General features: G+C 65.6%; 33 protein-coding genes. 16 read left to right on the top strand and 17 right to left on the bottom strand.

What is annotated here, in order from left to right; translation table 11 throughout:
- The first annotated feature begins 284 nt into the window (after positions 1–284).
- Positions 285–2,123 (top strand): carbon starvation CstA family protein, encoded by a 1,839-nt coding sequence (locus NDI89_RS01110; protein WP_277519650.1) that lies wholly within the window; start codon positions 285–287, stop codon positions 2,121–2,123.
- A 230-nt stretch (positions 2,124–2,353) separates the two neighbouring features.
- On the opposite strand, the gene NDI89_RS01105 is transcribed toward NDI89_RS01110, so the two are convergent.
- Positions 2,354–2,962 carry a DUF8052 family protein gene (locus NDI89_RS01105; protein ID WP_277519649.1) on the bottom strand — a complete coding sequence of 203 codons (609 nt, stop codon included), beginning with the start codon at positions 2,960–2,962 and terminating at the stop codon, positions 2,354–2,356.
- 213 nt (positions 2,963–3,175) lie between these two features.
- Between NDI89_RS01105 and NDI89_RS01100 the strand changes: the two genes are divergently transcribed.
- Positions 3,176–3,412: a DUF8007 family protein gene (locus NDI89_RS01100; protein WP_486641323.1), complete on the top strand. Its 237-nt coding sequence runs from the start codon at positions 3,176–3,178 to the stop codon at positions 3,410–3,412.
- Between the two features lie 21 nt (positions 3,413–3,433).
- Here the strand turns inward: NDI89_RS01100 and NDI89_RS01095 are convergent, their stop codons facing one another.
- Positions 3,434–3,664 carry a DUF8107 family protein gene (locus NDI89_RS01095; RefSeq protein WP_277519645.1) on the bottom strand — a complete coding sequence of 77 codons (231 nt, stop codon included), beginning with the start codon at positions 3,662–3,664 and terminating at the stop codon, positions 3,434–3,436.
- A gap of 129 nt (positions 3,665–3,793) precedes the next feature.
- Here NDI89_RS01095 and NDI89_RS01090 point away from each other — a divergent pair, with 129 nt between their 5' ends.
- Complete coding sequence (locus NDI89_RS01090; RefSeq protein ID WP_277519643.1) at positions 3,794–4,114, top strand: hypothetical protein; 321 nt, start codon at positions 3,794–3,796, stop codon at positions 4,112–4,114.
- Positions 4,115–4,223: 109 nt separating this feature from the next.
- The gene (locus NDI89_RS01085) at positions 4,224–4,427 is read left to right on the top strand and encodes a hypothetical protein (RefSeq protein ID WP_277519642.1); all 204 of its coding nucleotides are present in this window, start codon (positions 4,224–4,226) and stop codon (positions 4,425–4,427) included.
- A 69-nt stretch (positions 4,428–4,496) separates the two neighbouring features.
- Here the strand turns inward: NDI89_RS01085 and NDI89_RS01080 are convergent, their stop codons facing one another.
- Positions 4,497–5,711, bottom strand: a complete 1,215-nt coding sequence (locus NDI89_RS01080) for a CobW family GTP-binding protein (RefSeq protein WP_277519641.1) — start codon at positions 5,709–5,711, stop codon at positions 4,497–4,499.
- A gap of 74 nt (positions 5,712–5,785) precedes the next feature.
- Between NDI89_RS01080 and NDI89_RS01075 the strand changes: the two genes are divergently transcribed.
- The 3 genes from NDI89_RS01075 to NDI89_RS01065 all read left to right on the top strand — a co-directional run bounded on the left by NDI89_RS01075 (position 5,786) and on the right by NDI89_RS01065 (position 8,414).
- The gene (locus NDI89_RS01075; RefSeq protein WP_277519640.1) at positions 5,786–6,082 is read left to right on the top strand and encodes a DUF7990 family protein; all 297 of its coding nucleotides are present in this window, start codon (positions 5,786–5,788) and stop codon (positions 6,080–6,082) included.
- Positions 6,082–7,059, top strand: a complete 978-nt coding sequence (locus NDI89_RS01070; protein ID WP_277519639.1) for an ArsA family ATPase — start codon at positions 6,082–6,084, stop codon at positions 7,057–7,059. Before NDI89_RS01075 ends, NDI89_RS01070 begins: the two co-directional genes overlap by 1 nt.
- A 155-nt stretch (positions 7,060–7,214) precedes the next feature.
- Positions 7,215–8,414, top strand: a complete 1,200-nt coding sequence (locus NDI89_RS01065) for a redox-regulated ATPase YchF (protein WP_277519638.1) — start codon at positions 7,215–7,217, stop codon at positions 8,412–8,414.
- 54 nt (positions 8,415–8,468) lie between these two features.
- On the opposite strand, the gene NDI89_RS01060 is transcribed toward NDI89_RS01065, so the two are convergent.
- Positions 8,469–8,879 carry an SRPBCC family protein gene (locus tag NDI89_RS01060; protein WP_277519637.1) on the bottom strand — a complete coding sequence of 137 codons (411 nt, stop codon included), beginning with the start codon at positions 8,877–8,879 and terminating at the stop codon, positions 8,469–8,471.
- Between the two features lie 143 nt (positions 8,880–9,022).
- On the opposite strand from NDI89_RS01060, the gene NDI89_RS01055 reads away from it, so the two are divergent.
- On the top strand, positions 9,023–10,687 hold the full coding sequence (locus NDI89_RS01055) for a spermidine synthase (RefSeq protein WP_277519636.1): 1,665 nt from the start codon (positions 9,023–9,025) through the stop codon (positions 10,685–10,687).
- A 28-nt stretch (positions 10,688–10,715) separates the two neighbouring features.
- Here the strand turns inward: NDI89_RS01055 and NDI89_RS01050 are convergent, their stop codons facing one another.
- Positions 10,716–11,510: a helix-turn-helix transcriptional regulator gene (locus NDI89_RS01050; protein ID WP_277519635.1), complete on the bottom strand. Its 795-nt coding sequence runs from the start codon at positions 11,508–11,510 to the stop codon at positions 10,716–10,718.
- 239 nt (positions 11,511–11,749) lie between these two features.
- Here NDI89_RS01050 and NDI89_RS01045 point away from each other — a divergent pair, with 239 nt between their 5' ends.
- A complete protein-coding gene (locus NDI89_RS01045) occupies positions 11,750–12,730 on the top strand; it encodes a DMT family transporter (RefSeq protein ID WP_277519634.1) in 981 nt (326 codons plus the stop codon).
- Positions 12,731–12,777: 47 nt separating this feature from the next.
- Here NDI89_RS01045 and pth2 read toward each other — a convergent pair whose 3' ends face one another.
- The 3 genes from pth2 to NDI89_RS01030 form a co-directional block, all read right to left on the bottom strand.
- Positions 12,778–13,116: a peptidyl-tRNA hydrolase Pth2 gene (pth2, locus tag NDI89_RS01040; RefSeq protein ID WP_277519633.1), complete on the bottom strand. Its 339-nt coding sequence runs from the start codon at positions 13,114–13,116 to the stop codon at positions 12,778–12,780.
- Between the two features lie 94 nt (positions 13,117–13,210).
- The gene (locus NDI89_RS01035; RefSeq protein ID WP_277519632.1) at positions 13,211–14,044 is read right to left on the bottom strand and encodes a ZIP family metal transporter; all 834 of its coding nucleotides are present in this window, start codon (positions 14,042–14,044) and stop codon (positions 13,211–13,213) included.
- A 263-nt stretch (positions 14,045–14,307) separates the two neighbouring features.
- A complete protein-coding gene (locus NDI89_RS01030; protein ID WP_277519631.1) occupies positions 14,308–15,120 on the bottom strand; it encodes a hypothetical protein in 813 nt (270 codons plus the stop codon).
- A gap of 218 nt (positions 15,121–15,338) precedes the next feature.
- Here NDI89_RS01030 and dcd point away from each other — a divergent pair, with 218 nt between their 5' ends.
- The 3 genes from dcd (at position 15,339) to NDI89_RS01015 (ending at position 17,597) form a co-directional block, all read left to right on the top strand.
- Complete coding sequence (dcd, locus tag NDI89_RS01025) at positions 15,339–15,941, top strand: dCTP deaminase (protein ID WP_277519630.1); 603 nt, start codon at positions 15,339–15,341, stop codon at positions 15,939–15,941.
- A gap of 244 nt (positions 15,942–16,185) precedes the next feature.
- On the top strand, positions 16,186–16,569 hold the full coding sequence (locus tag NDI89_RS01020) for a hypothetical protein (protein ID WP_277519629.1): 384 nt from the start codon (positions 16,186–16,188) through the stop codon (positions 16,567–16,569).
- Positions 16,570–16,799: 230 nt separating this feature from the next.
- Positions 16,800–17,597 (top strand): alpha/beta fold hydrolase, encoded by a 798-nt coding sequence (locus tag NDI89_RS01015; RefSeq protein ID WP_277519628.1) that lies wholly within the window; start codon positions 16,800–16,802, stop codon positions 17,595–17,597.
- A gap of 187 nt (positions 17,598–17,784) precedes the next feature.
- Here the strand turns inward: NDI89_RS01015 and NDI89_RS01010 are convergent, their stop codons facing one another.
- Positions 17,785–19,110 carry a YihY/virulence factor BrkB family protein gene (locus NDI89_RS01010; protein WP_277519627.1) on the bottom strand — a complete coding sequence of 442 codons (1,326 nt, stop codon included), beginning with the start codon at positions 19,108–19,110 and terminating at the stop codon, positions 17,785–17,787.
- Between the two features lie 213 nt (positions 19,111–19,323).
- Here NDI89_RS01010 and NDI89_RS01005 point away from each other — a divergent pair, with 213 nt between their 5' ends.
- Positions 19,324–19,524, top strand: a complete 201-nt coding sequence (locus NDI89_RS01005) for a hypothetical protein (protein WP_277519626.1) — start codon at positions 19,324–19,326, stop codon at positions 19,522–19,524.
- 5 nt (positions 19,525–19,529) lie between these two features.
- On the opposite strand, the gene NDI89_RS01000 is transcribed toward NDI89_RS01005, so the two are convergent.
- Entirely contained in the window at positions 19,530–20,648 is a 1,119-nt protein-coding gene (locus NDI89_RS01000) for a tRNA (guanine(26)-N(2))-dimethyltransferase (protein ID WP_277519625.1), read from the bottom strand.
- A 137-nt stretch (positions 20,649–20,785) separates the two neighbouring features.
- Here NDI89_RS01000 and NDI89_RS00995 point away from each other — a divergent pair, with 137 nt between their 5' ends.
- A complete protein-coding gene (locus NDI89_RS00995; protein WP_277519624.1) occupies positions 20,786–21,142 on the top strand; it encodes a hypothetical protein in 357 nt (118 codons plus the stop codon).
- Positions 21,143–21,164: 22 nt separating this feature from the next.
- Here NDI89_RS00995 and hisH read toward each other — a convergent pair whose 3' ends face one another.
- The 5 genes from hisH to NDI89_RS00970 all read right to left on the bottom strand — a co-directional run bounded on the left by hisH (position 21,165) and on the right by NDI89_RS00970 (position 23,902).
- On the bottom strand, positions 21,165–21,827 hold the full coding sequence (hisH, locus tag NDI89_RS00990) for an imidazole glycerol phosphate synthase subunit HisH (protein ID WP_277519623.1): 663 nt from the start codon (positions 21,825–21,827) through the stop codon (positions 21,165–21,167).
- Positions 21,828–21,877: 50 nt separating this feature from the next.
- Positions 21,878–22,339 (bottom strand): hypothetical protein, encoded by a 462-nt coding sequence (locus NDI89_RS00985; protein WP_277519621.1) that lies wholly within the window; start codon positions 22,337–22,339, stop codon positions 21,878–21,880.
- 85 nt (positions 22,340–22,424) lie between these two features.
- Positions 22,425–23,021: a uracil-DNA glycosylase gene (locus tag NDI89_RS00980; protein WP_277519620.1), complete on the bottom strand. Its 597-nt coding sequence runs from the start codon at positions 23,019–23,021 to the stop codon at positions 22,425–22,427.
- Positions 23,022–23,125: 104 nt separating this feature from the next.
- Positions 23,126–23,722 carry an endonuclease dU gene (locus NDI89_RS00975; RefSeq protein WP_277519619.1) on the bottom strand — a complete coding sequence of 199 codons (597 nt, stop codon included), beginning with the start codon at positions 23,720–23,722 and terminating at the stop codon, positions 23,126–23,128.
- A 3-nt stretch (positions 23,723–23,725) separates the two neighbouring features.
- Positions 23,726–23,902, bottom strand: a complete 177-nt coding sequence (locus NDI89_RS00970) for a DUF5786 family protein (protein WP_226007644.1) — start codon at positions 23,900–23,902, stop codon at positions 23,726–23,728.
- Between the two features lie 218 nt (positions 23,903–24,120).
- Between NDI89_RS00970 and NDI89_RS00965 the strand changes: the two genes are divergently transcribed.
- Entirely contained in the window at positions 24,121–24,732 is a 612-nt protein-coding gene (locus tag NDI89_RS00965) for an MBL fold metallo-hydrolase (protein ID WP_277519618.1), read from the top strand.
- A gap of 117 nt (positions 24,733–24,849) precedes the next feature.
- Here NDI89_RS00965 and NDI89_RS00960 read toward each other — a convergent pair whose 3' ends face one another.
- Together NDI89_RS00960 and NDI89_RS00955 are read right to left on the bottom strand one after the other, a co-directional pair.
- The gene (locus NDI89_RS00960; protein ID WP_277519617.1) at positions 24,850–24,999 is read right to left on the bottom strand and encodes a 50S ribosomal protein L40e; all 150 of its coding nucleotides are present in this window, start codon (positions 24,997–24,999) and stop codon (positions 24,850–24,852) included.
- A 74-nt stretch (positions 25,000–25,073) separates the two neighbouring features.
- Positions 25,074–25,583: a DUF367 family protein gene (locus NDI89_RS00955; RefSeq protein ID WP_277519616.1), complete on the bottom strand. Its 510-nt coding sequence runs from the start codon at positions 25,581–25,583 to the stop codon at positions 25,074–25,076.
- Positions 25,584–25,740: 157 nt separating this feature from the next.
- On the opposite strand from NDI89_RS00955, the gene NDI89_RS00950 reads away from it, so the two are divergent.
- Positions 25,741–26,643: a redoxin domain-containing protein gene (locus tag NDI89_RS00950; RefSeq protein WP_277519615.1), complete on the top strand. Its 903-nt coding sequence runs from the start codon at positions 25,741–25,743 to the stop codon at positions 26,641–26,643.
- Positions 26,644–26,647: the final 4 nt, after the last annotated feature.

The following is a 26,647-nucleotide window of genomic DNA, read 5'->3' as shown; positions in this document are numbered from 1 at the left end:
TTTATCCTGTCAAATCAGTTTCCGGCAGTTATTTGCTCGGGCTATACGAGGCTCGAAGCCCCGCGTATTTCCGTATCTTCGTGGACGATTGATCAGTTTCTACGCGTGAAAAGAAAAGTTGAAAGCGAATTCTGACGGCCTCTTCCGGTAGATTTGCTCCCGCGTTCGGACGCCGTAGTTCACTATCCAACTGGCGGATAGGATTAAAAAATACAGACAGAGACGCCAATAAAGACAAATAACAATTAAGGTCATTGGGCCCACTCTGTTTGCGTAGACGTAACATGACACAGGTAATCTGGATCATCGCGGCAGTACTGGTGACCTTCACCGTCGGCTACGTGGGGTACTCTCGATACCTCACGCAGTTCGTCGAACTCGACGAGGAAGCCGAAACACCGGCACACAAATACGAGGACGGACAGGAGTACGTCCCCTCGAAGAAACCGGTTCTGTTGGGCCACCACTACTCGAGCATCGCGGGTGGGGCACCGATCGTGGGACCGATCACGGCCGGTGCCATCTGGGGATGGGTGCCCGCGTTGCTGTGGATCGCACTCGGAAACCCGCTGATGGGTGCCGTTCACGACTTCGTGTCGCTGTCGGGGAGTCTCCGCCACGAGGGGAAGTCGATCGGCTACATGATCGGCGAGTACGTCGGAAAGGGCGGCAAGAACATGCTCCTGTGGTTCGCGTTCCTGACGATCATGCTGGTCGTCGCAGTGTTCGCACTGGTCGTGGGGATCGTCTTCAACGCGTATCCGCAGGTGGTGACGGCCTCGTTGCTCTACATCGGGCTGGCGCTGGCGTTCGGCGTCTATTTGTACCAGTTCAACGGGCCGTTCATCCCCGGGACGATCGTCTTCGTCCTCGGCGTCTTCGCTGCGGTCTGGGTGGGGCTTCAGTACCCGCTGGCGCTATTCGCCGGCGACTACCCGGCCGGAACGATCGTCCTGCTCGGCAGTGCCGGCAACTGGGTGCCCGGTGCGGCCGCACTCGGCGGTAACACCGCAGGCTGGATCCCGGTCGTGATGGTCTACGCGGCGATCGCGAGCGCACTGCCCGTCTGGGTGTTGCTCCAGCCGCGCGACTACCTGTCGTCGTTCCTCCTGTACACCGGTGTCGGCGGGGCGATCGTCGCGATCATCGTCGGGACGATACTCGGGACGTCCTCCCAGCCGCTCGTCATCGACAGTTCCATCGGCGCGTTCGAAGGGTTCTGGGGCGTCGAGGCCGCCGGACTCGCACCGCTGTTCCCGCTGCTGTTCATCACGATCGCCTGCGGGACCATCAGCGGCTTCCACTCGCTCGTCTCCTCCGGGACGACCGCCAAACAGCTCGACAACGAGACCGACGCCCGCCTGATCGGATACGGCGGGATGCTCGGCGAGGGGCTCCTCGCGGCGGTCGCACTTTCGACCCTCGCGGTCGCAGGCTTCGCCGATCCCGCGGGCGGAATCGGCGCTGCGCTTCCGAACTTCGCGGAGGGTGGCGGGATCATCCTCACCAGCCTCGGCGTCTCCGAGTCCGTCGGTGCCGTGTTCATGGCGCTGGTCCTCTGTAGCTTCCTGCTGACGTCGACCGACACGGCCGTCCGTCTCGGTCGCTACATGATGGAAGAGATCGTCGGGACGCCCGCGGGGCGGACCGACACGGGACTGAACCTCGATCCGCGCTCGATCGCACGCGGCCGATACACGAACCCGATCGTGCAGATCGTTCCCGCGTACCTGCTCGTCATCTCCGGTCAGTGGGTCGTCCTCTGGCAGCTGTTCGGCGGTGCGAACCAGCTGCTCGCTGCGCTGGCGCTGCTCACCGCGACCGTCTGGCTCGCCAACTGGGACGACAACAAACAGCTCGTCTCCACCGGCGTCCCGATGGCGATCATGGTCACGATCACCATCCTCGGGCTGTCGATCCTGGTGTTCTACGAGAACCTCTACCTGAACCTGATTCAGGGTGGCGCGGGGACGTTCGGTGCGCAGGCCTCCGCGGTCGTGCAGATGGCGCTCGGACTCGTTCTCATCGGTCTGGCGCTCGCACTCGTCAGGCTCGGATACAACAACATCCAGACGGTCCGTCGCGGACCCGAGAGCCCCGCAGCCGAACCGAGCGACGACTAACAGCGATCGATCGCCGTTCATTTTCTTCGCGCACCTACCCGACAGACGGCAGTACCGAACAGCAACGGGAGAGAAATCGACCCCGTTCGGACGCCCGGTTCGAACGTCTCCAGTATCGTGTCGACGAGTTTCGCCTCGATTTCTGACGGAAGTCACCGCGGTCCAGAGGGCATAGCCGAGTTCGTCGCCACCGTCCTCGCGAGCCGCTCTCCGCGGCCGGACGTACTAGGCTACTGCCAGAACCGTTTCGCGAACCGCGACAGTAGCCCTTCGTCGGAGGAGCTCACGTCTTCCCAGAGGGTAAACGCCTCCAGAACGTGGGCGGACTCGCTGCCGACCTGGTCATCGACGTCCGGGGCGACGACGACGAGATTGATCTCGTAGTGGCCGTGGTAGCCGAACTTCAGCAGCGTGCGATCGCGGAAGTCCGTGACGAACTCGCGGACGTCGTCGGCTATCTCGTCGGCGACGAGGACGAACGTGAAATCCGTCCCGAAGTGTTCCTCGTCGGCCACGACGTGCTCGTCGGCGAGGTCGTGACCGAGCTCGACGAGTCGCTCGAGTTCCGCGACCGTCGGCCGCGCCTCGCGTCTGGCGAAGAGGTACTCTTCGGCCTCGTGATCGCCGTAACTCAACGATGGGTGGAAGAACTGCTTCTGGCTGAGGACACGCATCTCCCCGTAGAGATCCCACCGCTCGCCGCCGACGCGACGGTCCTTCTCGAGGTCGTAGTTGTACATCAGCCGGTCGGAGACCCGATCGAGATACTCGTCCTCCCAGTCGGGGACCGCCTCGCGGATCTCGGCCGGGAGTTCCGCCGGCGTCGCCTCGTCACTCATCGCGTGCTCGCGGCCGTGACAGCGTGTTCGGGACTTAGCAGCCGTTCCGTTCGCTTCGATACCATGACCCAATCTCTCATACCACCGGTTACCGTCGGGGTATCAAGTATTCGTCGGTGGATCCGGTCCCGATGCGGTCGGCCGTTTGTCGTCCCCGTCGACCGGTCGGTAGATTTTAGCCGCCGGAGACGCACTATCGTGCAAGGGATTCACATGGGAGGCAAAAAGACCGAAAGCTGCGGCCGGTGTTCGATGTCGACGGTCGTCGACGTCGCGTTGTCCGGCGAGGACGACGGCGACGGTGGCAACGAGGGAACCCGCGATCCGTTCGGCGAATCCGCCATCGAAGTGGAGGACGACGAGCTTCGACGGATATCGCCGGGTGCCTGGGCCGGGCGCGTCACCGAGCGACTCGACGACTTCGGTCGACGACTGATTTACGGGCGGTAGTCCGGTTTCGATCGGCACCGCCTACGACATCGTCACGAGATACGTCATCGCAAACAGGAATATCGCGGCCGTGGCGACGTTGATGAGCCCGAACTCGACGGCTCCGATGAACGACAGTCCCCAGACGATCGACCACGCGAACAGCGTGGAGAGCACGACGTTCATCGCGATCAGGACGCGGGGGTCACCCTGCGAAGACGACACGCCGGCCTCGAACCCGTCATCATCTCGCTCGGTGTCACCATCGCTCATACAGGGAGAGGTCGGCACCGCCACTTATACTGTTCGCTGTTCTCCCCGTCCGTTCCGTGAACGGGGGCGCTGAATTCGAACAATCGAAACGGGCTATAGCTCTTTGTCCGTCGGCGGACAACGACCGGTATGCACCTCCGAAACCGTCAGGGCTCTCACGTCGATCCCGTGCCCTTCTTCGTGGTCGTCGGGCTCGCCTTCATGGTCCTGCTGTCGTTCGGTCCGCTGTACGGGCAGGCGCTCGGTCTGTCACTCGAGGTCGCGATCGCGCTCTCCGCGGCGCTGTTCGCCGTCGTCGCGGTCGGTGCCTTCTATCGACAGGTGTGGACGTTCCGTCCGGAGACGGCCGGCTGCGTGCCGTCGGCGGTTCGCGCCGAGCGACTGTTCTACCTGATCCCGATCCTCACGGTGATCCTGATCGCGCTCGCAGTGCCGCTCGTCGTCGGATGATCGACGACGATGTGTCGACCCGATTTCCGCGCCGGTTGCGAGTACGCGGTCGTGTGTCTTTGACACACAGTAGCATAAGGTTATTTTCGCCGCAGGCGAACCGTCGACTATGGGACTCATCGAATCGATGAAATCGGCGCTCGCGTCGCCCTCGCCGAAGGGCCGCCCCGACGACGGCTCCGACGGCGCTTATTGGTGTGACGACTGCGCCGTTCGGATCAGGGACGTCGACCTCGAGGGCGACCCGATCTGTCCGGACTGCGGAGACGAGATGCGTTTCGAACGCTCGAGCGGTCGCGACTGCGCCTGCTGATCGGTCTCCGTTTTCTCCCTCTGCCCCCGGAAATCGAGCGCCCCGCCCGTCGCTCGAGGCCGAGCCGAGCTACGGCTCTCGAACGACCGCTTCCTCGCCCTGTTCGTCCGGGAACGGCCCGTCGAAGTTCGTCCCCCACTCCTCGTCGGTGACGAGCGCGTCCTCGAGCGCCGTCCGAAGCGCTCCTTCGTCGTAATCGGTCCCGATGAAGACGAGTTCGGTCCGGCGGTCGCCGTGCTCGTCGTGCCACTCGAGATTCGGCCGGTTCGACCGATACATGTCGCGCTCGACCTCGGGGAGGCCGGCGATCCAGGGTCCCTGCGCGGTCGCTCTGATCGACGGGCCGGCCTGGGCGATCGTTACGCGCATTTCGTTGCCGGCGAGCCACGCGGTCCCCTTCGCGCGGACGATCGACCGTGGGAGATCTCGGAGGAACTCGTCGAAGCGCTCGGGGTGGAACGGCCGTCGCGATCGGTAGACGAACGACGAGACGCCGTACACTTCGTCCGGGTGGTGGTGGCCGTGGTGGTCGTCCCCGTCGTGATCGTGCTCGTGCCCGTCGGTCGACTCGAGCGCGCGTTTCCAGCCCGGCAGGTCGTTCACTCGGCCGGCGTCGAACAGCCCGGCACCGAGTAGGCGGTCGGGATCGACCGCCGAGAACTCCGTGCGGATCGTCTCGGCGTCCGGCTGGAGCGCGCCGACGAGTTCCTCGGCCTCGGCGAGCTCCGCGTCGGAGCACAGATCGGCCTTGTTGAGCAGGACGAGGTTCGAGACCTCAACCTGTTCGACGAGCAGGTCCGAGAGCGGCCGGTCGTCCTCGGTCCCCCGACGCTCGGGTCGGTCCTCCCCGGCGAAGGCCTCGAGGAAGGCCGGCGTGTCGAGGACGGTCACCAGCGTGTCGACGTCGTAGAGCGCGGCGACGCGGGACTCGGTCGTGAACAGCCGCGCGACGGGTGCGGGTTCGGAGATGCCCGACGATTCGACGACGAGATGGTCGAACGAGCGGTCGCGAGCCAGCCTGACGACGGCCGTCTCGAGGTCGTCCTGGAGTTCACAGCAGATACAGCCGTTCGAGAGCTCCGTCACGCCGTCGTCGAGATCGAGTTCCGACCCCTCGGCGACGAGTTCGGCGTCGACGTTGACCTCGCCCATGTCGTTGACGAGGACCGCCAGCGTCCGATCGCCGGCGTTCGATAGCAGATGATTGAGGAGGGTGGTCTTCCCGGCACCCAGATTCCCCGAGAGGATCGTGACCGGGATGTCGTCATCCGTGTTCGTCTCCATGTCCGGACACTGGTATCGGAGCCCCTTGAAAGCGATCCACGAGGGTTTTTAGCGTTCGATACACAGATACTGGCATGGACCTGGCCGACCGGATCGAATCGTTTCGCGAGACGCTCGACGAGTGGTTACGGGGGCTCTATCACGGCATGATCACACACCCGTCGTACGAGAAAATCGAGAAGGAAGCCGAGGACGCCGAGGACGCGTTCATTCTGGCCTGTTTCCCGGACGCCTTCGGCATCCCGTCGCCGGTTTCCTACTACACCGCGGAACTGCTCCCCTATCTCGAGGACGAGTTCGAATCGTGGGAGCGACGCCTCTGGGATCGTAGCACCTACCTCGAACGCAAGGGACAGCAGTACCACTTCTGATGGAGCCATTCGTCTTCTTCGGCGGCAAGGGCGGCGTCGGCAAAACGACGGTATCGTGCGCGTACGCGCTGCGCTGTGCCCGCGACGGCCAGCGGACGCTCGTCGTCTCGACCGACCCGGCCCACTCCGTCACGGACGTGTTCGACCAGCCGTTCGACGACTCGCCGCAATCGGTCGCGGGAATCGACGGGCTCGACGCAATGGAGATCGACCCCGAGGATGAGGTGACCCGCCACCTCGACGAGATCCGACAGGACCTCTCCGAACAGGTGTCGGCCTCGATGGTCAACGAGATCAACCGGCAACTCGAGATGGCCCACGGCACCCCCGGCGCCTACGAATCGGCGCTGTTCGACCGGTTCGTCGACGTGATGCGGAACGCGGAGGAGTACGATCGCGTCGTCTTCGACACCTCGCCGACGGGGAGCACGCTCCGGCTTCTCGGGCTCCCCGACCTGCTGGAGGGATGGATCGACCGGCTGATGCACAAGCGACGGACGAGCATCGACCTCTTCGAGAAGGCCGCCGTCGGGAGCAACGAACCGCGCCGCGTCATGGAGGGCGACCCCGTCCTCGCGCGGCTCCAGGATCGCAAGGAGTTCTTCGACTTCGCCGGGTCGGCGCTCCACGACGACGCCGCGTTCTTCCTCGTCTTGAACCCCGACGAACTGTCGCTGAACGAGACCGAGCGCGCGATCGCGAATCTGCAGGAGAAGGACCTCACGGTCCGGGGCCTCGTCGCCAACAAGCTCACGCCGTCGCCGGACCCCGACGAAAACGGCCGCGGCGGGCGGTATCTCCGCGAGCGCGTCGAGACCGAAAACGAGCGCCTCGAGACGGTCCGATCCGAGTTCGAGCCGCCCCTCGTCGCCGAGATCGGGTGGCGGAGCTCGGAAGTCAAGGGCGACCTCCTGTCGGACGTCGCCGCCGAACTCGACATCGAGACGGCCGCCGAGCCGCCGACGCACGTCTCCTGAGTTCGGTATAGTAGTCGTTGATTTTCCGGACTCGAGCGCGGTCCGACGAGCCGCGCGAGCCAGTTCGCGGTGGCCCATCGAACCTGCCAGGGCGACACATACCACTGCGCTGTCGGACAGAAACCCGTTTAGGCGGGCCGCGCCACGGACTGATAATGAGTACGAGTTACCGAATCGGACTCGTCGGCAAACCCTCCGTCGGCAAGTCCTCCTTCTTCAACGCGGCGACGATGAACGACGTGCCCGAAGGGGCCTACCCGTTCACGACCATCGACCCCAGCGTGGGCGAGGCCTACGTCCGCGTCGACTGCGCGGCACCCGAATTCGACGAGGAGTGTACGCCGAACGTCGGCTACTGTACCGACGGGACCCGGTTCGTCCCGACGAAACTCGTCGACGTGGCCGGGCTGATCCCCGGCGCACACGAGGGCAACGGGCTCGGCAACCAGTTCCTCTCGGACCTCAACGAGACCGACGTGCTCGTCCACGTCGTCGACTTCTCCGGGAAGACCGACGCCGAGGGCGAAGCGACGGAGGGCCACGACCCCCGCGACGACATCGCCTTCCTCGAGGAGGAGCTCGACCAGTGGTACCTGGGCGTCCTCGAGAAGGGGATCGAACGCTACGAGACGGGGTACACGACGGAGGACGACGCCATCGAGGAGGAACTGGCCGAGCAGATGAGCGCGTTCAAGACCAGCGAGGACGAGATCAAGCGACTCATTCGCCGGACGGACGTCGGTTTCGACCCCGAAGAGTGGGACGACGACGATCAGATCGAGCTCGCCCGCGAGATCCGCAAGGAGACCAAGCCGATGGTCATCGCGGCGAACAAGATGGACACCCCCGAAGCCCAGGAGAACTACGAGGAGATCGCGAACGACCCCGAGTACGACCACCTGACGATCGTTCCCTGCAGCGCCCACGCCGAGAAGGCGCTGAAGTCGGCCGACAAGGCCGGGGTCGTCGACTACCGACCCGGCGACGGGGAGTTCGAGATCGTGGGCGACGTCTCCGGCGATCAGGAACAGGGGCTCGAGCAGATCCGGGACTTCCTCGACGAGTTCGGCGCGACGGGCGTGCAAGCGGCCCTCGAGACGGCACTCTTCGACGTCCTCGGCGTCACGCCCGTGTTCCCCGGCGGCGCGAACGGGCTGGGCAACGAACGGGGTGAGGTGTTGCCGGACTGTTATCTGATCCCGCCGAACTCGACCGCGGAGGACTTCGCCTACAGCCTCCACTCCGACATCGGCGACGGCTTCCTGCACGCGATCGACTGCCGGACAAACCGACAACTGGGAACCGACTACGAGGTCGAGTCCCGAGACGTGATCGAAGTGATCACGACCAACTGAGGGGGTCGAAGCCCCGATGTCGCCGCTTTCTTCCGCTGAAACGGGAGTGCCGCCTCAATCGAACTCGGCGTCGATCGCCTCGAGGAGGTTCCGAAGCTCGCCGCGGCGCTTCCAGCCGGCGATCCGGTCGCCGAACGGGAGCGGCGCGGCGAGTTCGACCGCCGACCGGACCGTGACTCGCGTTCGTTCGTCGTCGACCGGCTCGGACTCGAGCCACGTCTCCATCTCCGCGAACGGACCTCCCTCGCTCTCCTGCGTGTAGTAGATCGTCCCCTCGCGGTCTTCGAATCGCAGCGGCAACTGGAGCCCGGGACCGCTGGCCACGACGACCGTCGCGTCGTCCCCGTCGTAGACGGATTCGACCGCGAAGCTGCCCTCGGCTTCGACGATCCTGGCGGGTCCGAGCCACGACGACAGTTCGGCCGGGGAGACGCCGACGACTCGAGAGACGCTCACTTCGCGCATACCGTTCCGTTCGTTCGAACGGGTATAAAAACCGCCTTCCACTCGTTCCCTTGCCTCTTCGATCGCCCGGCGACGCCGCTGGCGTGTTCCGGTCTCCGTCGTGAGGCGACACCTTCTCGTCGCGGGCCCACTACTGTCCGATAATGAGCACGCGGCAGCTGTCCGACTACCGGCCGACGAAACCCGACGTCGCGGTGTTCGTCTCCGGCGTGACCAGTATGGGCCTGGAGATCCTCGCCGGCCGGATCATCGCTCCCCAGTTCGGAAGCAGCATCTACACGTGGGGAAGCATCATCACCGTCTTCCTCGCGGCGCTGAGCCTGGGCTACTGGCAAGGCGGGAAACAGGCGGGGACGGCGTCGAACCGTCGAATGAGCTGGATCATGCTGGGAACCGCGGGCTACGTCGCGATCGTTATCTACGCGAGCGACCAGCTGTTGCTCTCGGCGTCCGCGATGCCGTTGCCCGCCCGATACGCCTCGCTCCCGGCGGTCCTCATCCTCTTCGGACCGCCCACCTATCTGCTCGGGTTCATCAGCCCCTACTCGGCCGAGCTCTCGCGGAAGGAGGGGATCGGCGAGGCGTCGGGCCACGTCTACGCCCTCGGCACCATCGGTAGCATCGTCGGGGCGGGCGCGACGACGTTCGTCCTGATCCCGGCGCTGGGTATCGACGCGATCGGGCTCCTCTTCGGGTTCATCCTCGTCGGGACCGCGTTCGCGCTCACGCTTCCGTCGCTGACACCGAAGCCGGCGGCGGCGAGTATCGGGATCGCGCTGTTGCTCGTCGTCGCGGCCGGGGTCGGTCCGGTGGCGTTCGACCACCGCGGCGACGTCGTCTACCAGACCCAGACGGCCTACCAAGAACTCGAGGTCGTCGACAGCGGAGACGAACGGACGCTGTATCTGGACGGCGCACGCCACAGCGCGATGGACCTCGAGGACCCCGACCGACACGTCTTCGAGTACACGCGGTACTTCCACATCCCGATGTTGATGGTCGACGATCCCGAGGCGGTCGACAACGTCCTGTTCATCGGCGGGGGCGGCTACACCGGGCCGAAGGACTTCGAACGGAAGTACGACGTCAACGTCGACGTCGCCGAGCTCGATCCCGAGGTCTCTCAGGCAGCCAAGGACTACTTCCGGCTCGAGGAAAGCGAGAACCTGACGGTCCACACGGAAGACGGCCGGCGGTTCCTCCGGAACACTGATCGGACGTACGACGTGATCGTTCTCGACGCCTACCAGAAGGATCAGGTCCCGATCCACCTGACCCAACTCGGGTTCATGGAACTGGCCGAGGAACGCCTGACAGACGACGGCGTGTTCATGGCGAACGTCATCTCCGCGCCGAGCGGCGCCGGCTCGGAGTTCTACCGCGCACAGTACAAGACGATCGACCGGGCCTTCCCGTCGACGTACAGCTACCGGACGTCGGAGTGGGACTCGGTACAGAACATCGAAATCGTCGCGACGAAGGCCGACACGGACTTCACCGAGGCCGAACTCGCCGAGCGAAACGAGAACCGCGATCTCGGAATCGATCTCAGCAGCGAGGTCAACGCCACGCTGTCCGAGCCCGAGACCGACGACGTCCCGGTGCTGACTGAGGACCACGCACCCGTCGACAGCCTCCAGTCGTCGACGATCGGGCAGGAGTACGTCATCGAGCAGACCGGCGAGGAGGAAACGAAACCCGAACCCGCGTCGATCGCGGTCGGCCCGGAATTCCCCGATATCGCACGGCCCGCAGACCACGGATCCGCGTCGTCCGATCCGATAGCACCGGTGCCGGGACTCGCGTAGCGTCCCGAACCAACGGCTTCTCCCGCGCTCACTCCGAAAACGCGTCGGAGTCGAGCGGCGTCGCGGTCCGCCAGTAGTGATCCAGCGAGTCCTCGGCCCACGACCGGACGGCGTCGTCCTCGGTGTCGACCGAGGCCTGCAGGATGCCGCTCTCGTCGCGCAAGAGCAGATAGACGAGGTCGTCGACGATCATGATCGCGATGGGGACGCCCTCCTCCCGGACCCTGATCTCGGCGTCGTCGGCCGCGAGCAGGGCCTCGAGTTGCGCCCGGAGCGACGAGTCGTCGGCGAGCGCGTCGATCGCGCTGCGACCGAAGACCCCTCGAAACCGCTGCTCGCCGGCGGTCACGCGCTCCCGGACGACGCGCAGCGTCTGTTCGTTGAACGTGTGCGAGAACGTCCTGACCTCGTCGCCGTCTCGGAGGAAGTCGAGCAATCGCCCGAGCGGCGCGTTCGGCCGCGTCGCGCTGGGAACGGTGATCGTCGCGTCCGAGAGCCGCCGCAGATCGAACTCCATCGCGTGGGTCGGCAGGTAGTCGACGATATCCCGGAGCTCGGCTTCGGTCTCGAGTATCTCCGTGAGGTCGGTAAACCCCTCCGCGACGAGTCGTCCCGTCGCCGTCGCGACGTACTCGCTGCCGTCGTGTCTGATCCACGATCTGTCCTCGAAGTCTCCGAGAATCCGTCCCAGGGTCGCCTGCGAGGCGCCCGTCTCGGCCGCCAGCTCGGTGCGCGTGTGTCGCCCCTCCGCGAGCAGTCTCAGCACCTCGACGCGGTTCGACGAGAGCGCGAGGAACTCGATCTCCTCGAGTGCCGATTCCATACGCCATCTCGTCACCGCCCCGATAAACAGCTTTCGCAGCGTGAAATCCTTTCACGGTCCGCAGCGGTGTCGCGGTCTCGGGTTCTTTCCCGCCTCGCCGAAGTTTCTTTGCGTGAAATACTTTCTGAACGAAACTATAACCCCGCAGCTCATACGGTGTAGTACGATGATTCTCGCTATTCGGGCGTCGACCGGTTTCGGTTCGACGCGAACGGTTTCGACGGGGGTGACGGCGTAGAATGGTCTCCGCCCGTACCGCCGTCTTCTTCGCCCTCTCGAGCCTGCTCTTCGGCGGCACCTTCGTCGCCGCGAAGGCGGGGCTCGCGTACTTCCCGCCCCTGCTCTTCGTCGCCTTCCGGTTCGACGTCGCCGCCGTCGTCATGCTGGCGTACGTCGGAGTGACGTTCTCGCGGTCGGAACTGCTGCCGCGGACCAGCGGCGACGTCGGGGCCATCCTCGCGACCGGCGTCCTCGCGATCGGGCTGACCAACGCCCTCCTGTTCGTCGGCCAGCAGTACGTCAGCAGCGCCGTCGCGTCGATCATCTACAGCCTCAACCCGATCATGACGCCGGTGTTCGCCGCCGCGATACTCTCCGACGAGCGCCTCTCTCCCCGCGGCGCGGCCGGCATGGGACTCGGCCTGCTCGGCGTCGGACTCGTCGTCAGCCCCGACCCCGCGAACCTGCTCGGCGGTGCCGTCGGCAAGGGGATCCTCTTCGCCGGCGCGGTCGCTGCGGCTCTCGGTGCGGTGCTGATCCGCCGAGCCGACAGCGACCTCTCGAGTACGGTTCGCGTCGCCTGGGGCCTGCCCTTCGCCGCGGCGCTCTCTCACCTGCTGTCCTGGTCGGGCGGCGAGTCGATGGCCGCGGTCTCGTGGACGACCGAAGCCGTCCTCGCGCTGGCCTACGTCAGCATCTTCGCGGGCGTCGTCGCGTACATCGCCTACTTCGGCCTCATCGACGCGGCCGGCGCGATCAACGCGAACCTGATCTTCTACGTCGTCCCGGTCGTCTCGACGCTGGGCGGCTGGGCGCTGCTCGGCGAGACGATCGACGCCCTCGCGATCGCCGGCTTCCTGACGATCTTCGCCGGCTTCGCGGTGCTCGGCAGCGAATCGATCGACGTTCGCTCGCGGCTCCCGTCCCTCCCGACGACCCCGCCGGTCTCCGACGACGAGTCGGTCGTCAGGGAGGAACCGCGCGGATACTGCTCCGACTAGGAGTCCGTTTTCCACTCGAGTCGAATAGCCTTCGACGCTCGACCGACCTAGAACAGCGACAGCTCGCCGGTCACGCTGTCGACCCGGTCGTCCGCGGCCGGGCCGACGGCGAGTGCGGTGACGGTTCCGGATTCGAGCTGCGTGTGTCCGGCGTCCCGGATAATCGCGTTCGGAATCCCGTCGCGCTCGGCGATCTCGGAGAGCTCGTGGAGCTGGCGCTCGCTTTGCCCTTTCAGAACGACCTTCTTTTGCCCGCCCTGTTTCCACTGGTCTTGCAACTGACTGTCCGCCTTCTCGTAGGCGGACAGCGACGCGTGGGCGACCTGCGCGGCGAGCTTTCCCTGTCCCATGCCGATGTCCGTCCGGGCGACGATGGCCTGTTTCATGCCCGAAGCGATGATCGGGATACGTTTAGCCGTACCCATCTCTCGACGAGTGTTTCCCGTGGCACATCCGTGTCGGTAGCGGACGCGGTCGCTCTCACGCCAGACTGATGTCGAGGTACAGCATCACGATCACGCCGGCCATCACGCCGAGCGTCGCGATCCGCTCGTAGCCGCGGGTGTGGGTTTCGGGAATGATTTCGTCGGAGATGACGAAGAGCATCGCCCCTGCGGCGAAGCCCATCGCGTAGGGGAGTAACGGCTCGACGACGCTCACTGCCAGCGCGCCCAGCACTGCGAGTGGGATTTCGACGATCCCCGAACGCAATCCGGCGAAGACCGCGTAGAAGCGTCGGTCCAGCCCCGCGTTGACCGCGGCGACGGAGACGGCGAACCCTTCGGGGATGTTCTGGATGCCGATCGCGAGCATCAGCGGAATCGCGTTCTCGACGTTCCCGGATCCGAAGCCGACGCCCACGGCCAGCCCCTCGGGCATATTGTGGAGCGTGATCGCCAGAATGAACAGGACGACCGGCGTCACTCGCTCGTTATCGACGGGGAGGGACGTGCTCGGGTTGGCCTCGTCCGGTCGTCGTTCTCCGGTCAACAGATAGTGCGCGTGCGGGACGAGCCCGTCGGCTCGATCGAGAAAGAGCGCGCCGAGCGCGACGCCCACGAGCGTGGGAATCGGATCCCCGCCGGAGTACTGTTCGATCCCCGGAATGATGAGGCTCGTGAAGGCCGCGGCGAGCATCACACCGGCCGCGAAGCCGAGCGCGCCGTCGAGCGCGCGCTCGGACGGATCCCGCCAGACGAATATCAGCGACGCACCGAGCAGGTTCAACCCCGCGATGACGATGCCGCCGACGAGCCCCTGGATCACCGGGTCTTCGCCGGCGATCCGAACGAAGAGGTCGACTATTGAGAGCATGGATTAGCTACATCGTCCGCCGGCCGTCGTCGCCTCGCCCCTCGGGCCGCTCCTACGTGGTGTACAGTGACAAGGTCCACATTAAGTCACCGATCGGGTGTGCCGCTGTTCGGCGACGGATCGTTCGTCGAGGGACACCGCCGACGGTGGGCGGCCTCGGTTGCTACGAGAGTGCACCGACCCCGACGGACTGACGCGTATTCGCGAGAGACTCGAGTGACTTCCCGTTCCGTCGCCGCTGACGACCGGATTCGTCGGGCGCGTCAGTGAACGATTTCGTCACCGGAGAGCAACTCCCGTTCCGTTCGTCTCGCCTCGGGACCCGCTTCGACGAGCGTCGGCTTCGCCACCGGCTCGGAAAACCGATCGGGGTCCGGGTCGACGGAGTCGAGCATCGCCGAGAACACCGATCCGCGACGGCCGCCGGCCGAGACGACACCACCGTACTTGCGGTCCTCGAAGGCGGTCTCGTCGGGGTCGGGGAACTCGTTGCGGATGATCTGGGCGGTCTCTCGGATGTATTCCGCAGCCTGCTGTTGAGAGTAGAGGCAGTCGTCGAAGTACGTCTCCGCGTACTCGTCTAGCTCCTCGGACGAGTGCGCCGGCGACTCGTAGCGGACCGACTTCGAGGTCGTGTAGCCGCTGGTAAACCGGATGTTCATCGTGAAGCTGTCGGGATAGCGCAGGAAGAGCGGAAAGAACATCATGTCGGTGATGGTCGCTCGCTGTTGCATTCGCCACGCTCCCTCGAAGTAGTACGCGGCAAGCGCGCCGACCCGGTCGTCGCGGTCGCCTCGGTTGTACGCCATCGCGGCCTCCTCGTACTCGTCGCCGGCGATTCGTCGGAGTCGTCGTTCGAACCCCTCGGCGATGCGATCCCGTTCCGCCTCGTAGGCGTCGAGCACCGAAGCCGCGGGATCAGCGAGCAGGTCGGCCTTTCGCTCTCGAGCGGCTGCGACGGTCATCATGTTCTCGTGGAAGACCCGCTCGGCCTCCGTATCGGGAAGCGGGATGCGTACCGCACGCTGGTGCAGAACCTTCGTATCACCGGTAAACCGGTCCTGCGTCTCGTTCATGCTCTGGCCTTCGTCACAGGGCATTATAATGGATTAGGCCATCGAGGATAGAATTTCAAACGGGAAACATCACGCTGCTACCGGTACGGGCCGGGGAGTCGCTCGGACCCCATCGATTCGATGATTGGTGGTGACGCTCGAGCCCCGGCATCCGTCCGCGGTCGTCCCGCCGAACGCGGACCGAGGAATTTAGGGCCCCGTGCTCGCTCCTACTCGATATGATCCTCTCCGATGCGGACATCCTCGAGCGCCTCGAGGCCGGCGACCTCGTCGTCGATCCCCTCGACGACCCGGAGCTGCAGATCCAACCCGCGAGCGTCGACCTCCGGCTCGGTCGGGAGTTCCTCGAGTTCCAGCGGACGAACATCCCCTGCATTCACCCCAACGCCGAAGAGGAGGTCGACGACTACGTCGCCGAAACGATCGTCGAGGACGGCGACGACTTCATTCTCCACCCCGGCGACTTCGTGCTCGGGACGACCCACGAGCGCGTCGAGATTCCGGCAGATCTCATCGCCCACGTCGAGGGACGGTCTTCGCTGGGGCGGCTCGCGGTCGTCGTCCACGCGACTGCCGGCCTCTGCGACCCCGGGTATCGGGGCCAGATCACCCTCGAGCTCTCGAACCTCGGTTCCGCACCGGTCGCGCTCACGCCCGGCATGCGCATCTCCCAGCTCACCTTCACCGAACTCAAGACGCCGGCGGAGCGCCCCTACGGCAGCGAACGCGGCTCCAAGTATCAGGATCAGGACGGGCCACAGGCCTCGCGCATCCAGAGCGACGACGAGTTCGGCGGCGACCAACTCGAGCGCGACGGGTGACGCCCGCTCTCGATCGAGGGGATAGGTGATCACGCCGGCACGCAGTTCGACACTTGCCCGCTCGTAATCGCGATACTCCAGTCACCCACGTTTCTCACACCCTGTGAACTCCGCGAGCGGCTCGACCGTTTCTCGAGAGCGACGCCGCTGTAGCGACACGGCTCGACGGTTCGGCTGCCGGACCGATGATCGACCGGCCGTTGCAGGCACCACCGGCTTGTCTCGAGTCGCGGTAGCTTGGAGTATGTGTGCCACGTTTTCGGACGACGACGTCGGTAAGCCCGTCGAGAACGATCTCGGCGAGGAAGTCGGCGTCGTGGTCGCGATCGATGGAGCCGTCGCCCACGTGAGACCGGATCCGGCGGTCGTGGGGTCGATCAAGTCGTCACTCGGCTGGGACAAGGCCGCCGAGGAGACCAGAACGCTCGATCGAGCGTCCGTTCGAGAGATCACCGACGGCGCGATCCGACTCGAGGGGACGCTTCCGGATCGGACCGATTCGACGGCCGAAACGAGTTCCGAAGGCGACGAGTTCGCAGACGGGGGGTCAGACGAGGAGTTCGCCGGCGAGATCGACGGGACGCGGACCACCGGGGACGTGGCCGATTCAGACGGCGGGGAGCGGTAACTGAACGTCCGCAAACGGGTCCCTCGAGGCCGAGACGACCGCTATTCCGGTCGCTTTTCGTCGTCCACGACTCCGTTCGTAGCCGTTTCCGTTCGGCGCTCCTCGAGCTCGGCTCGCGAGCCGAACCCGGGTACCGGTGCCGACGGATTCGCGTCGGAAACCGTTCGTGTCGACCCGGAGCCGTGAGACGCCGGCCCGAGTTCTAAGACCGTGCTCGTGATACACCTGCCATGAACCGGACAGACGAGAGCGGCGGCACCCGGGGCGTCCACGTCACCGGCCCCTCGGACGCACAGTCGATCGCGTTCGTACACGGTGCGATGTTCACGCGGACGATGTGGCTCCCTCAACAGCGCGAGCTCGCGGAGGAGTATCACACCATCGCTCCCGATTTGCCGGGCCACGGCACCCGCGCCGGCGAGCCGTTCCGGATGGAGCCGGCCGTCGACGTCCTCGAGGAGGTTTTCGAGACGCACACCGACGGCTCGGCGGTGCTGGTCGGGCTGTCGCTGGGCGGCTACGCGGCGACCGAGTACGCCTACCGCCACCCCGATCAGGTCGACGCGCTGGTGCTGTCGGGCAGCAGCGTGAATCCGACGGGGAAGATGGAACTCGGAACGCGACTGACCGGCGGGCTGGCGCGGCTCCTGACTAAGCCCGACCTCGGAAAGCGTGCCGGCGAGAAACTCGCGGCGCGCTGGGTCACAAAGCGAGACCTGCCGCCGGACATCGAGCGGGCGATCATCGAGGCGGGGTTCTATCCGAAGCAGTTCGGCGACGCGGGCCCGGACATCACGGGCGTCGACTTCCGGGCGAAGCTCTCGACCTATCCGGGCTCGACGCTGATCCTCAACGGAGAGAACGACAAACTCATGCGCCGCGGGGAGCAGGCCCACGCCGCCGCGGCACGGGACGGTCGCGTCGAGGTACTCGCCGGCGTCGGCCACATCTGTAACCTCCACCGGCCGACGACGTACACGGACCGGGTGCGGCGGTTCGTCCGTCGGGCTGTCCCATCGCAACCGTAGGTCCACCGCTCCTGTCGCTCAGCCGAGCCCCCGATCGGGATCGATTTCTCGGCGACGCCGTTCCGCTCGAGCGACGCTGCTGGCATCGGTCGCCGGAGTTGAACCCGGGGATGCGTTCGAAAATAACCGAAACCGAGCCGAGAGCCGACGGACTGATCCGACGAACCGAACCGCAGTCGACGCGTTCTCAGGACCGGCGGTCGCCGATCAGGTTCCGGACGCGACCGGGAACCCCGAGCAGGGAGATCCCGAAGCCGAACAGGACCATCAGGACGTAGACGCCCAGCGTCGAGGTCCAGACGACCAGCATCGAGAGGATCGCGTAGATCCCCTCGAGGAAGTAGAACGCGGCGATCGACATCGCCGTTCCGTACAGCAAGACGAGGTACGGTCCCCAGTCGTGTGCGTGGCCGCGCCGAACCCGTTGCCGAACGTAGCGCTTGAGCTCGCTCTCGAGGGACTCTTTTCTGACCGTGCGGTCCTCGACGTCGTCTTCGAACGCGTCCACGCGGTCGCGCAGCCGTTCGATCTCCTCGCGGAGGGCTGCGGCGTCGCTCGAGCGGTCGCGCGTCCGGGCGCTGGCGCTTCTCGCGGTCGCACGGTCGCTCGCGCGGTCCTCCCCGGCTCCCTCGTCGGCACCCGTAGCGTCGTCGGTCATCGCTTCTGTCGAAATCTGTCGGTGGCCGGGACTTTGTAGCTGCCGATCCACTTCACGGTCGGCGAGGACGGCGTTGATCACCGCCGCGAAGATGAGGATGATCGCGCCGGCGTACAGCCAGACGAGCACGAGGAAGACGGCCCCGAGCGCGCCGTAGACCGCGTACTCTGTGAGCAGCCCCGCGTATAGCGAAAACGTCTGGCTCAGCGCGTACCAGCCGACCGCCGCGATGACGGTTCCCGGTGCGGCCTCTCGGAGCCCGACGTCCGCATCGGGAAAAACGACGTACAGGGGCAGGAACGTCACGACCAGTCCCAACAGGACGAACAACTGCGCCACGACCGTCACCTCGAGCCGGGGGAGGAGCCGGAACGCGAGCTCGAGGACCCCCACCAGCGTCAGCCCCAGCGCGATGACGATCGAGACGATCGTCGCGTCCCAGATCGTATCGAGGAGCGACTTCTCCCCCACGGTGCCGTAAACCTGTGAGAAGGCCCGATCGAGGCCGCGAAGGACGCGGCTCGAGCCCCAGAGCAGGCCGAGAATACCGACGACGGTGGCTCCCCGTCGACCGGTCTGGTCGTTGACCGCTTCCGTGAGCAGTTGCTGGGCCTGTAACGTGAGAACGTCGCTCGCGGCCGCGGTGATCCGGTCGGCGAGGATCTCGCCCCCGATCGACGCGGCGAGACCGAGCGCCAGCAACATCAGCGGAACGAGCGAGAGGAATCCGTAGTACGCGACCCCGGCAGAGAGGAGCGTCAGCTGTTGCTCCCTGGCGAGTCGAACGGCCCGCCCCGTAACCTCGAGTCCCCGTCTGTAATCGATCACGCGAGGTCCTTCGACGCGGGCCGGCATATGTAGTTTCGCCTGACAGAAGTCAAACGAATCGTTACGCGAAATCAAAACGCTCGACTGTCGAAACCCGGAACCCGCCTCGTCACCCGTAGTCCCTCGTTTCGCACCGAGATCTCCATCTGTTGGCGACGCCATCGGGGGCACGGACCGACGGCCGCCACGAGTCGCGACTCGAACCATCGCCCTTTTCTGTTAACTCGTTGACCGTACCGCATGGAGCAGCGACGCTGTCCCGACTGCGGCGTACCGATGGAACCGACGTCGCTCCGGTCCAACGGCGGGTTCGGCCTCGTGATCGATACCGGAAAACGCGACGGGATGCTTGGGAAACTCGGCCTCACCGAGGCGGCGAGCGTCGACGCGGTCTGCTGTCCCGAGTGCGGTCTCGTCCGCCTGTACGCCGATCTCGACTGAGTCGATCAATCGAGGTTCTCCTCGGTCGCCGCGCGGATCTCCCCGACGCTCGCGTCCGTCTTGAACGTCGTCCCGCCGTAGTGGGCTCGTGAGGCCGCATAGCCCGCGTCGCGGAGATCCGCCAGAAATTCGTCCATCGCGTTCGCGGGCAGTCCCCAGTTCCGGCAGAGCTTGTGCTGGTCGTAGTGGGTCGGCTCGTCGAGCTCCGCCGCGAGGGTGTCACAGAGCGCTCGAGCCTCCGGCGCGGTATCGAACGTATAGGGAATCTCGTCGCGAACCGCGCCGACGAACGCCGGGTCCCGAACGGGGCCGAGCCAGACCGGGCCGGCGGTGAGCATCCGATTGCCCTCACAGCGCGGGCACCGCTCGAGCGGATCCGCGATCAGTCCGGGATCGGCCTCCCGGTAGAGACAGTCTTCGCAGTGGTAGAGGTGGCCTAACTCGTCGATCGCAGCGTCGGAGGCGGTCGGCTTGCGCTCGAGCTCGAGGTAGGTCCGGACGTAGTGGCTGGTGGCGTGGGTCAGGATCGGCTCGATGCCGACGTCGAACCGGGCGGCGCTGCGGGCGAGCGCGGAAATGAGGACCCGAACGCCCATCTCGGCGTGGTAGTCCGTATTTTGTGGGATCGCCGAATACGAGCGGACGCCGCTGTTGAAGTGTGCGCCACACAGCGGCGCGGTGTCGGTCGCGGTGACGCAGACGAGATCCCGGCAGTTCGCGAACGCCGCGTCGGCGAAGGGCATCGGCGTCCCGTAGGGATCGAGATCGATCACGTCGAACGGCTCCTCGTGCATGAGGGCGTTGACGTTGCGGTGTGCGACCCGCGCGTCGTCGCAATCGTTTCGCTCGAGGTTCGACCGCGCGAGGTCGATCGCCTCCTCGTCGACGTCACAGCAGGTCACGTCCCAGCCGTCCGCGGCGGCTCGAACCCCTCGCACGCCGCTCGCGGTCATCGCGTCGAGATACGACGTCGCCCGCTCCTCGCGCTCGCGATAGGCCCGCAGCGTCGCGATCGTCAGATCCCGGTTCAGCTCCTGTCGCGGATTGTAGAAGACCGCCTCCTCGATGCCCTCCGTCTGTTCGCCGGGCACCTCGAGTTCGACCCCGCCCTCGGTGACGCGCATATCACCTCTCGTCGGTAGCGGGCGAAAAACGGTGTGGTCTCGCGCGGATCAGTGGACGGGACGAACGAGTGGCGGCTCTCGGTATCGGAGCGACGGACAACCAAACCGATTTTACAGTTCGCTACACAGTTGCAGGTGTGTCGGAGGCCAACCCCGTCGAGCGATGGCAGGCTGCCCTCGAGGAAGCCGGCGAACTCACGCCCGAGATCGTCGGCGACATCTCGAGTATCCACGGCGACCGCGGGGTTCGCGCCATCGAGGCGGTCGGCGAAAACCGCGTGAAGTCCTACCGGGATTTCACGATCGTCGTCGGCTACGATGACGAGTACATCGTCGAAGACGGCGGCTGTACCTGCAAGGACAGCGAGTACAACCTCGACGCAGACGACCCGACCGAGCGCTGCTGGCACTCCCTCGCCGTCGCGATCGCTCGCCGGGTCGGCCACGTCGACTACCACGACATGTGGTACTCGGACGTTCGCGAGTTGATATAAGAAGCCATCTCGGACCGTTCAGTTACTCCTCGGCGCAGATCTCGACGAAGTTCCGCAGGATCTGTAGCCCCGTCTCGCCGCTCTTCTCCGGGTGGAACTGCGTGCCGAAGACGTTGCCCTCGTCGTTGGCCACGATCGAGGGGAACTCGCGTTCGTAGTCGGTCGTCGCGACCGTCGCTTGCTCGTCGTCCGGGGTCGCGTAGTAGGAGTGGACGAAGTAGGCGTAGTCCCCGTCCACGCCCTCGACGAGCGGGTGATCGCGCTGCACCTCGAGTTCGTTCCAGCCCATGTGCGGAACCTTCTGGCCCTCGGCGAACCGGACGTTGGTTCCGGGGATCAGATCCAGTCCCTGCACGGCCGACTCGCCGTCGGTTTCGCCCTCTTCGCTCGTCGTGAGCAGCATCTGCATCCCGAGACAGATACCGAAGAGGGGCGTGCCGCTGTCGGCCACCTCGAGGAGGTCTTCGCGAAGCGGATCGGCGTTCTCGACGCCTTCCCGAAACGCGCCGACGCCGGGCAGGACGACGCCGTCGGCCGCGGCGAAGGCCTCGGGATCGTCGGTGATCTCGACGGCTGCACCGGCACGCTCGAGGCCGCGGGTGGCGCTGCGGAGGTTCCCCAGTCCGTAGTCGACGATGACGACGGACGCGAGGGACTCCTCCTGTGGGGACGAAACAGTGCTCATACCCGTACTCGGTGCGGCGAGTTGAAGTGAATTGCCATTCGGGCAACCGGCTAGGACTCGAGGGCCGGTCGATCGCCCGAGGGGTCGGCCGGACCGGGGCCGCTACCGCCGTCGCCGCCGATGTGCTGTCGCCGTCGGTAGACGTAGTACCCGATCGCCGGGACCGAGAGCAGGTACGGATACGCCAGTTCCGCCCCGGCGAGGTGACCGATTCCGACCACCCCCGCGAGCCAGGGGTTCGGATTCCAGTACGGATGGTCTCGAAGCGCGAGCGCGTCCATGACCAGCGCTACTGCGACGACGGCGGAACACAGGACGGACGACCAACCGGCGATGAGGGTTACGGCGAAGGTACTCAGTCCGATGGCGAGCGATCCGGCCTCGGACGCCTGAACGAAGAGCTCGAGCGCGGTTCGGGAGAGCAACAGCAAAACCGGCCCGATCGGAAACACGTAGACGCCGTATCGCCAGGGCGGATTGCGATGCCCGGGAGAGCTGGGGAACGGAGACATACGCGCCCCTTTCCCAATTACCTGCATAATATTTGCGGTAAATGTACCGATCTACTCGGTCGAATTCCGGCGTACTGGTGGTCGCTCAAAAACCGTCGAGCCGCGACTGTCCGCCCTCACTGTCGTCGACGCCCGCGAGCTCCGCCGCCCGCTGGAGCGCGTTCTCGAACGTCTCCTCCTGACTGCGGTCGTACAGCGTCGCGGCCGGGTGAACACAGATCAGCAGTCGCCGCGGCGTACCGCCGATCCGAACGTCCTCGAGAGTGCCCGCCTCTTTCGTCACGGCGACCGATCGCTCGAGGAGGTGCTCGCTCGGCACCTTGCCCAGCGTCACGATCACGTCCGGATCGAGCCGATCGATCTCCCGCTCGAGGTAGCCCCGACAGTTCGCGAGCTCGTCCTTTTTCGGATCGCGGTTCTCCGGGGGGCGACAGCGGACGCAGTTGCTGATGCGAACGTCGCCCCGCGCGAGGCCGACGTCGCGGAGTCCGTCGTCCAGGACGGTCCCGCTGCGGCCGACGAACGGCTCGCCCTGTTCGTCTTCTTTGGCACCCGGCCCTTCGCCGACGAAGAGGAGGTCGGCGTCCTCGGGTCCGGTGCCGTTGACGATCCGACTGCGAGAGTCGACGAGTGCCGGACAGCGCGTACAGTCCGTGACACAGAGGTCTTCCATCTCTCCCATACTGGTGGCTCAGGCGGTCGCCTCCTACGTCTTTCGGGATGCGGATGCCGGGCGCTACGAGAACCGTTGAACCCCCGTCTCGTCGCACCGTCGTCGGGCGACGCTCACTCAGACGATCGCGCGTAGGAATCCGCCGCTCGAGCAGCCAGTCGCGCGACCCGGATCGGCTCCGGTCGACCGCCCTCGGGCGTGAACGCGCGGACGACGTCGTCTGCCTCGGCGGGCTCGAGCCCGACGGCTCTGACGTAGACGGTCTCGTTGTTAATCGACAGTTCTCGGCGCTCTGGCAGCGACCGATAGATCGCGAGTCGCTCCTCGAGTTCGGCTCCCGAAAAGGGATCTCGGAGGCCGGTCTCGAGTCCCTCGCTCGCCTCGAACGTGACGGCGAGCACCGGCCGGCCGACAGCCTCGTGAATTCGCGAGAGCTCGAGGAGGTTGTACCACGCCGGGGCGACGGCGCCGAGCAGGACGTATCGAACGTCCGGACGGTCGAGTCCGTCGATCAGGTCGATGACGGCGGCAGTCCCGTCGGTGCCGCCGACGCGACAGGAGCCGTACGCGAGTCCGTCACAGACGCGATCGGCGCGAACGACGGCACCCGCGAGCGTGCTTCGCCGTCGATCGTCGTCAGGATCGCCGTCGTCGTCACGATCGTCGCGGTACGATTCGGCGATACCCAGCGCTCGCGCCCCGGACTTCATCCGTCAGTCGCTCTCGTCTTTGATTTCCTTGAGCCGATCGAGCAACTCGTCGCTGGACGCGCCGTTTTCGAACTCGATGCTTCCGTCGTGACTGTTCTCCCCCGACTTGACCGCATCGTCGTCGTCAAAATCAGCGTCGACTTCCTGTTGCTCGGATTCGTCGTAGCTCCCGAAACCCATACAGCGTTCCCTACGGGATTCCGGTTGAAAAATTCCATGGTTACCAGTTTATTAGGGTTTCCCAACCAGTCAACACGGTAATCAGCGGGTCCAGTGAAGGTATTCCACCCCTCGAATATAAGAAATCCGCCATGTGGCGGTGAGGGACATCACCGACACCAGTCGCCCGCTCGGTATCGATGGCACCGTTTTTGCCGCCGGCCGACGAGTGTCCCTCTATGGACGTCCATCACGTCACGGCGGACGCGGAAACGTTCACCTGTAACGCCTATCTGGCAGTCGGCGATCGGACGACGCTCGTCGACGCCGGTGCGATGGACGGCGTCGTCGACGAAATTCGCGACCACACCGGCGACCTCGACGCCGTCGTCATGACGCACCAACACGGCGATCACGTCGCACAGCTCGAGGCGGTCTGCGACGCGTTCGATCCCGACGTCTACGCGTACGCCGATCACCCGACGCGGACGAACGAAATCGACGACGGAGATACGGTCCGAATCGGTGACGAAGCCTTCGACGTCGTCTACACGCCCGGGCACGCCGACGATCACGTCTCCCTCGTCTCCGAGGCCACGCTGTTCTCCGGCGACGTGGTCGTCCACGACGACGGGGCCTTCGACTACGGCAGCTTCGGCCGCACCGATATGGCCGGTCAGTCTCGCGAGCGATTGATCGAGAGCATCGGGGACCTCCTCGAGCGCATGCCCGAGGGCGTCGAGCACATGTACGCCGGCCACGGCGACGTCTTCCACGGCGACGTCCGCGACGTCGTCACGACGGCGCTCGAGCGAGCGGAGAACCGAGAGCCGAAGTACCCCGACGACTGAGATCGGCCGAACGCGACCGGCTTCGGCTCCCTTGCTGTTGCTCTCGACCAGCGAACCAACCGAACACTACGCGACGACGCGACCACCACGTCGAAAAGAAGTCGATCGAGCGATCGATTATGCGGCGCGCGGTTCCTTCGCCTTGGGACGAAGGTTCTTGTAGCCGCACTTCCGGCAGCGCTTGGACCGCTTGGAGTTGCGGGCGTTACAGCGCATACAGATCATCTTCTCGAGCATCCGTTTCTCGGCGGCGTCGAATTGGGCCATACCCGGCCTTTGCTCGTGGTGCATATAATCGCTGTGATCCGAGCGACGGGATCGGATGCGGTCGCCCGCCGCCGCTACTCGTCTTCCTCGTCGGCCAGGTACTCCTCCTGGACGGCGACGACCTCGCTCGAGTCCGCACACTCGCTGTACCGGCGCAGCGGCTCCTCGTTGAGCGTCAGAAACGTCTCGCCCCAGCGAAACGGCTCGAGGAGGTCCTCGGCACGGTCCCGCTCGTCGAAGATACAGCACGCGCCGGCGAGGGCTTCGACGGTAGTCAGTCGAAACGGACGACCGTAGTTGATGGGATTCGCGGCGACGAGAAACGGCAGCGCCCGGTGGATTCCGCGCATCTGGAACGACGCCTCCTCGGCGGACTCCCACGAGCAATCGAGGGCCACCAGCGTCCCCAGCCCGTCCTCGAGATCGGCCGGGGAGAGCGCCTGCTCGGCGTGGGGATTGAGGACGACCCCGTAAGGCACCTGCCCCATCGACCGGTAGAGGGTCGCCTTGTCGAACTTCTCGAGGCGACGCGCGGTGCACTTCTCGGGGTCGTCGTCGCCCTCGTAGTAGACGTGACACTCCACGAACGCGAGTAGGAGCGGCCGAGAGAAAAGGACCTCGGATCGAGAGTTGGGACCTCGACGGTCCTCGAAGCGGGATCGATTCGAACGGGGAACGGTGCCAGCGGAACTCTGCCCGTGGATCGATGCACATACAGTCGTCGCGCTCCAGACAGTCCGTATGCTCGAGACGGGGGCGACCGCTCCGACCTTCGAGGGACCAGCAGCGATCGACGGCGAGATTCGAACCGCAGCGCTCGAGGAGTCGATGGGCGACGGCGTCGTCCTATTGGTCTTCTATCCCGCAGACTTCAGCCCGGGTTGTACCGAGGAACTCTGTTCGCTCCGCGACCTCGATCTGTTCGGCCTCCAGAGCGACGTCTCGATCATCGGGGTTTCGACCGATACCGCCTTCAGCCACCGGGAGTTCGCCGACCGCTACGACCTCAGCTTCCCGCTGGTTTCGGACGGCGACGGCTCGATCGCGGATTCCTACGGCGTGCTCGAGGACGAACTGCTCGGCGGCCACCGGAACCTCGCGCGGCGGTCGATCTTCGTCCTCGACGACGAGCGAACGGTCCACTACGCCTGGTCCGACGAGGACCCGACGAGTCAGCCGGATCTCGACGCGGTCCGGGCGGCGATCGAGGCCGTCTCCGGGGACGATGCGGCCGTCGAACGCTACCGAATCGCGACCGCGCACTATCGGGACGGGCTCGAGGAGTACGAGCGCGGTCGCGAGGCCTTCGCCGACGACGACTGGGTGACTGCCGCCGCCGCGTTCGACGCTGCAGTCGACCCGCTGACGGACGCCCTCGAGTCGTTCGACGCCGCCAGACGGTACGGCGACGACGACGCAGTGGAACGGGCCGCGGACCACGCGAACGAGCAGGCGACGGATCGACGCAATGCAGCGAAGTGGTACGCGATGGCAGCGGAGCACTACGGACGGGGAGACGATGCAGCGGGCGACGACTACCGCGGAGACGCCGATCGCGTCCACGCCAGTGCTGCCGATCGAGACGAACCAGCTGCCCCGGACGGCCTCCTCGGAACCGACGACACGGAACGCTCGTCCGACTGAGACG

It is taken from the genome of Natrinema salsiterrestre, assembly GCF_029502005.1.
Taxonomy (GTDB): domain Archaea; phylum Halobacteriota; class Halobacteria; order Halobacteriales; family Natrialbaceae; genus Natrinema; species Natrinema salsiterrestre.
This window is presented reverse-complemented; position numbering and strand designations above follow the sequence as displayed.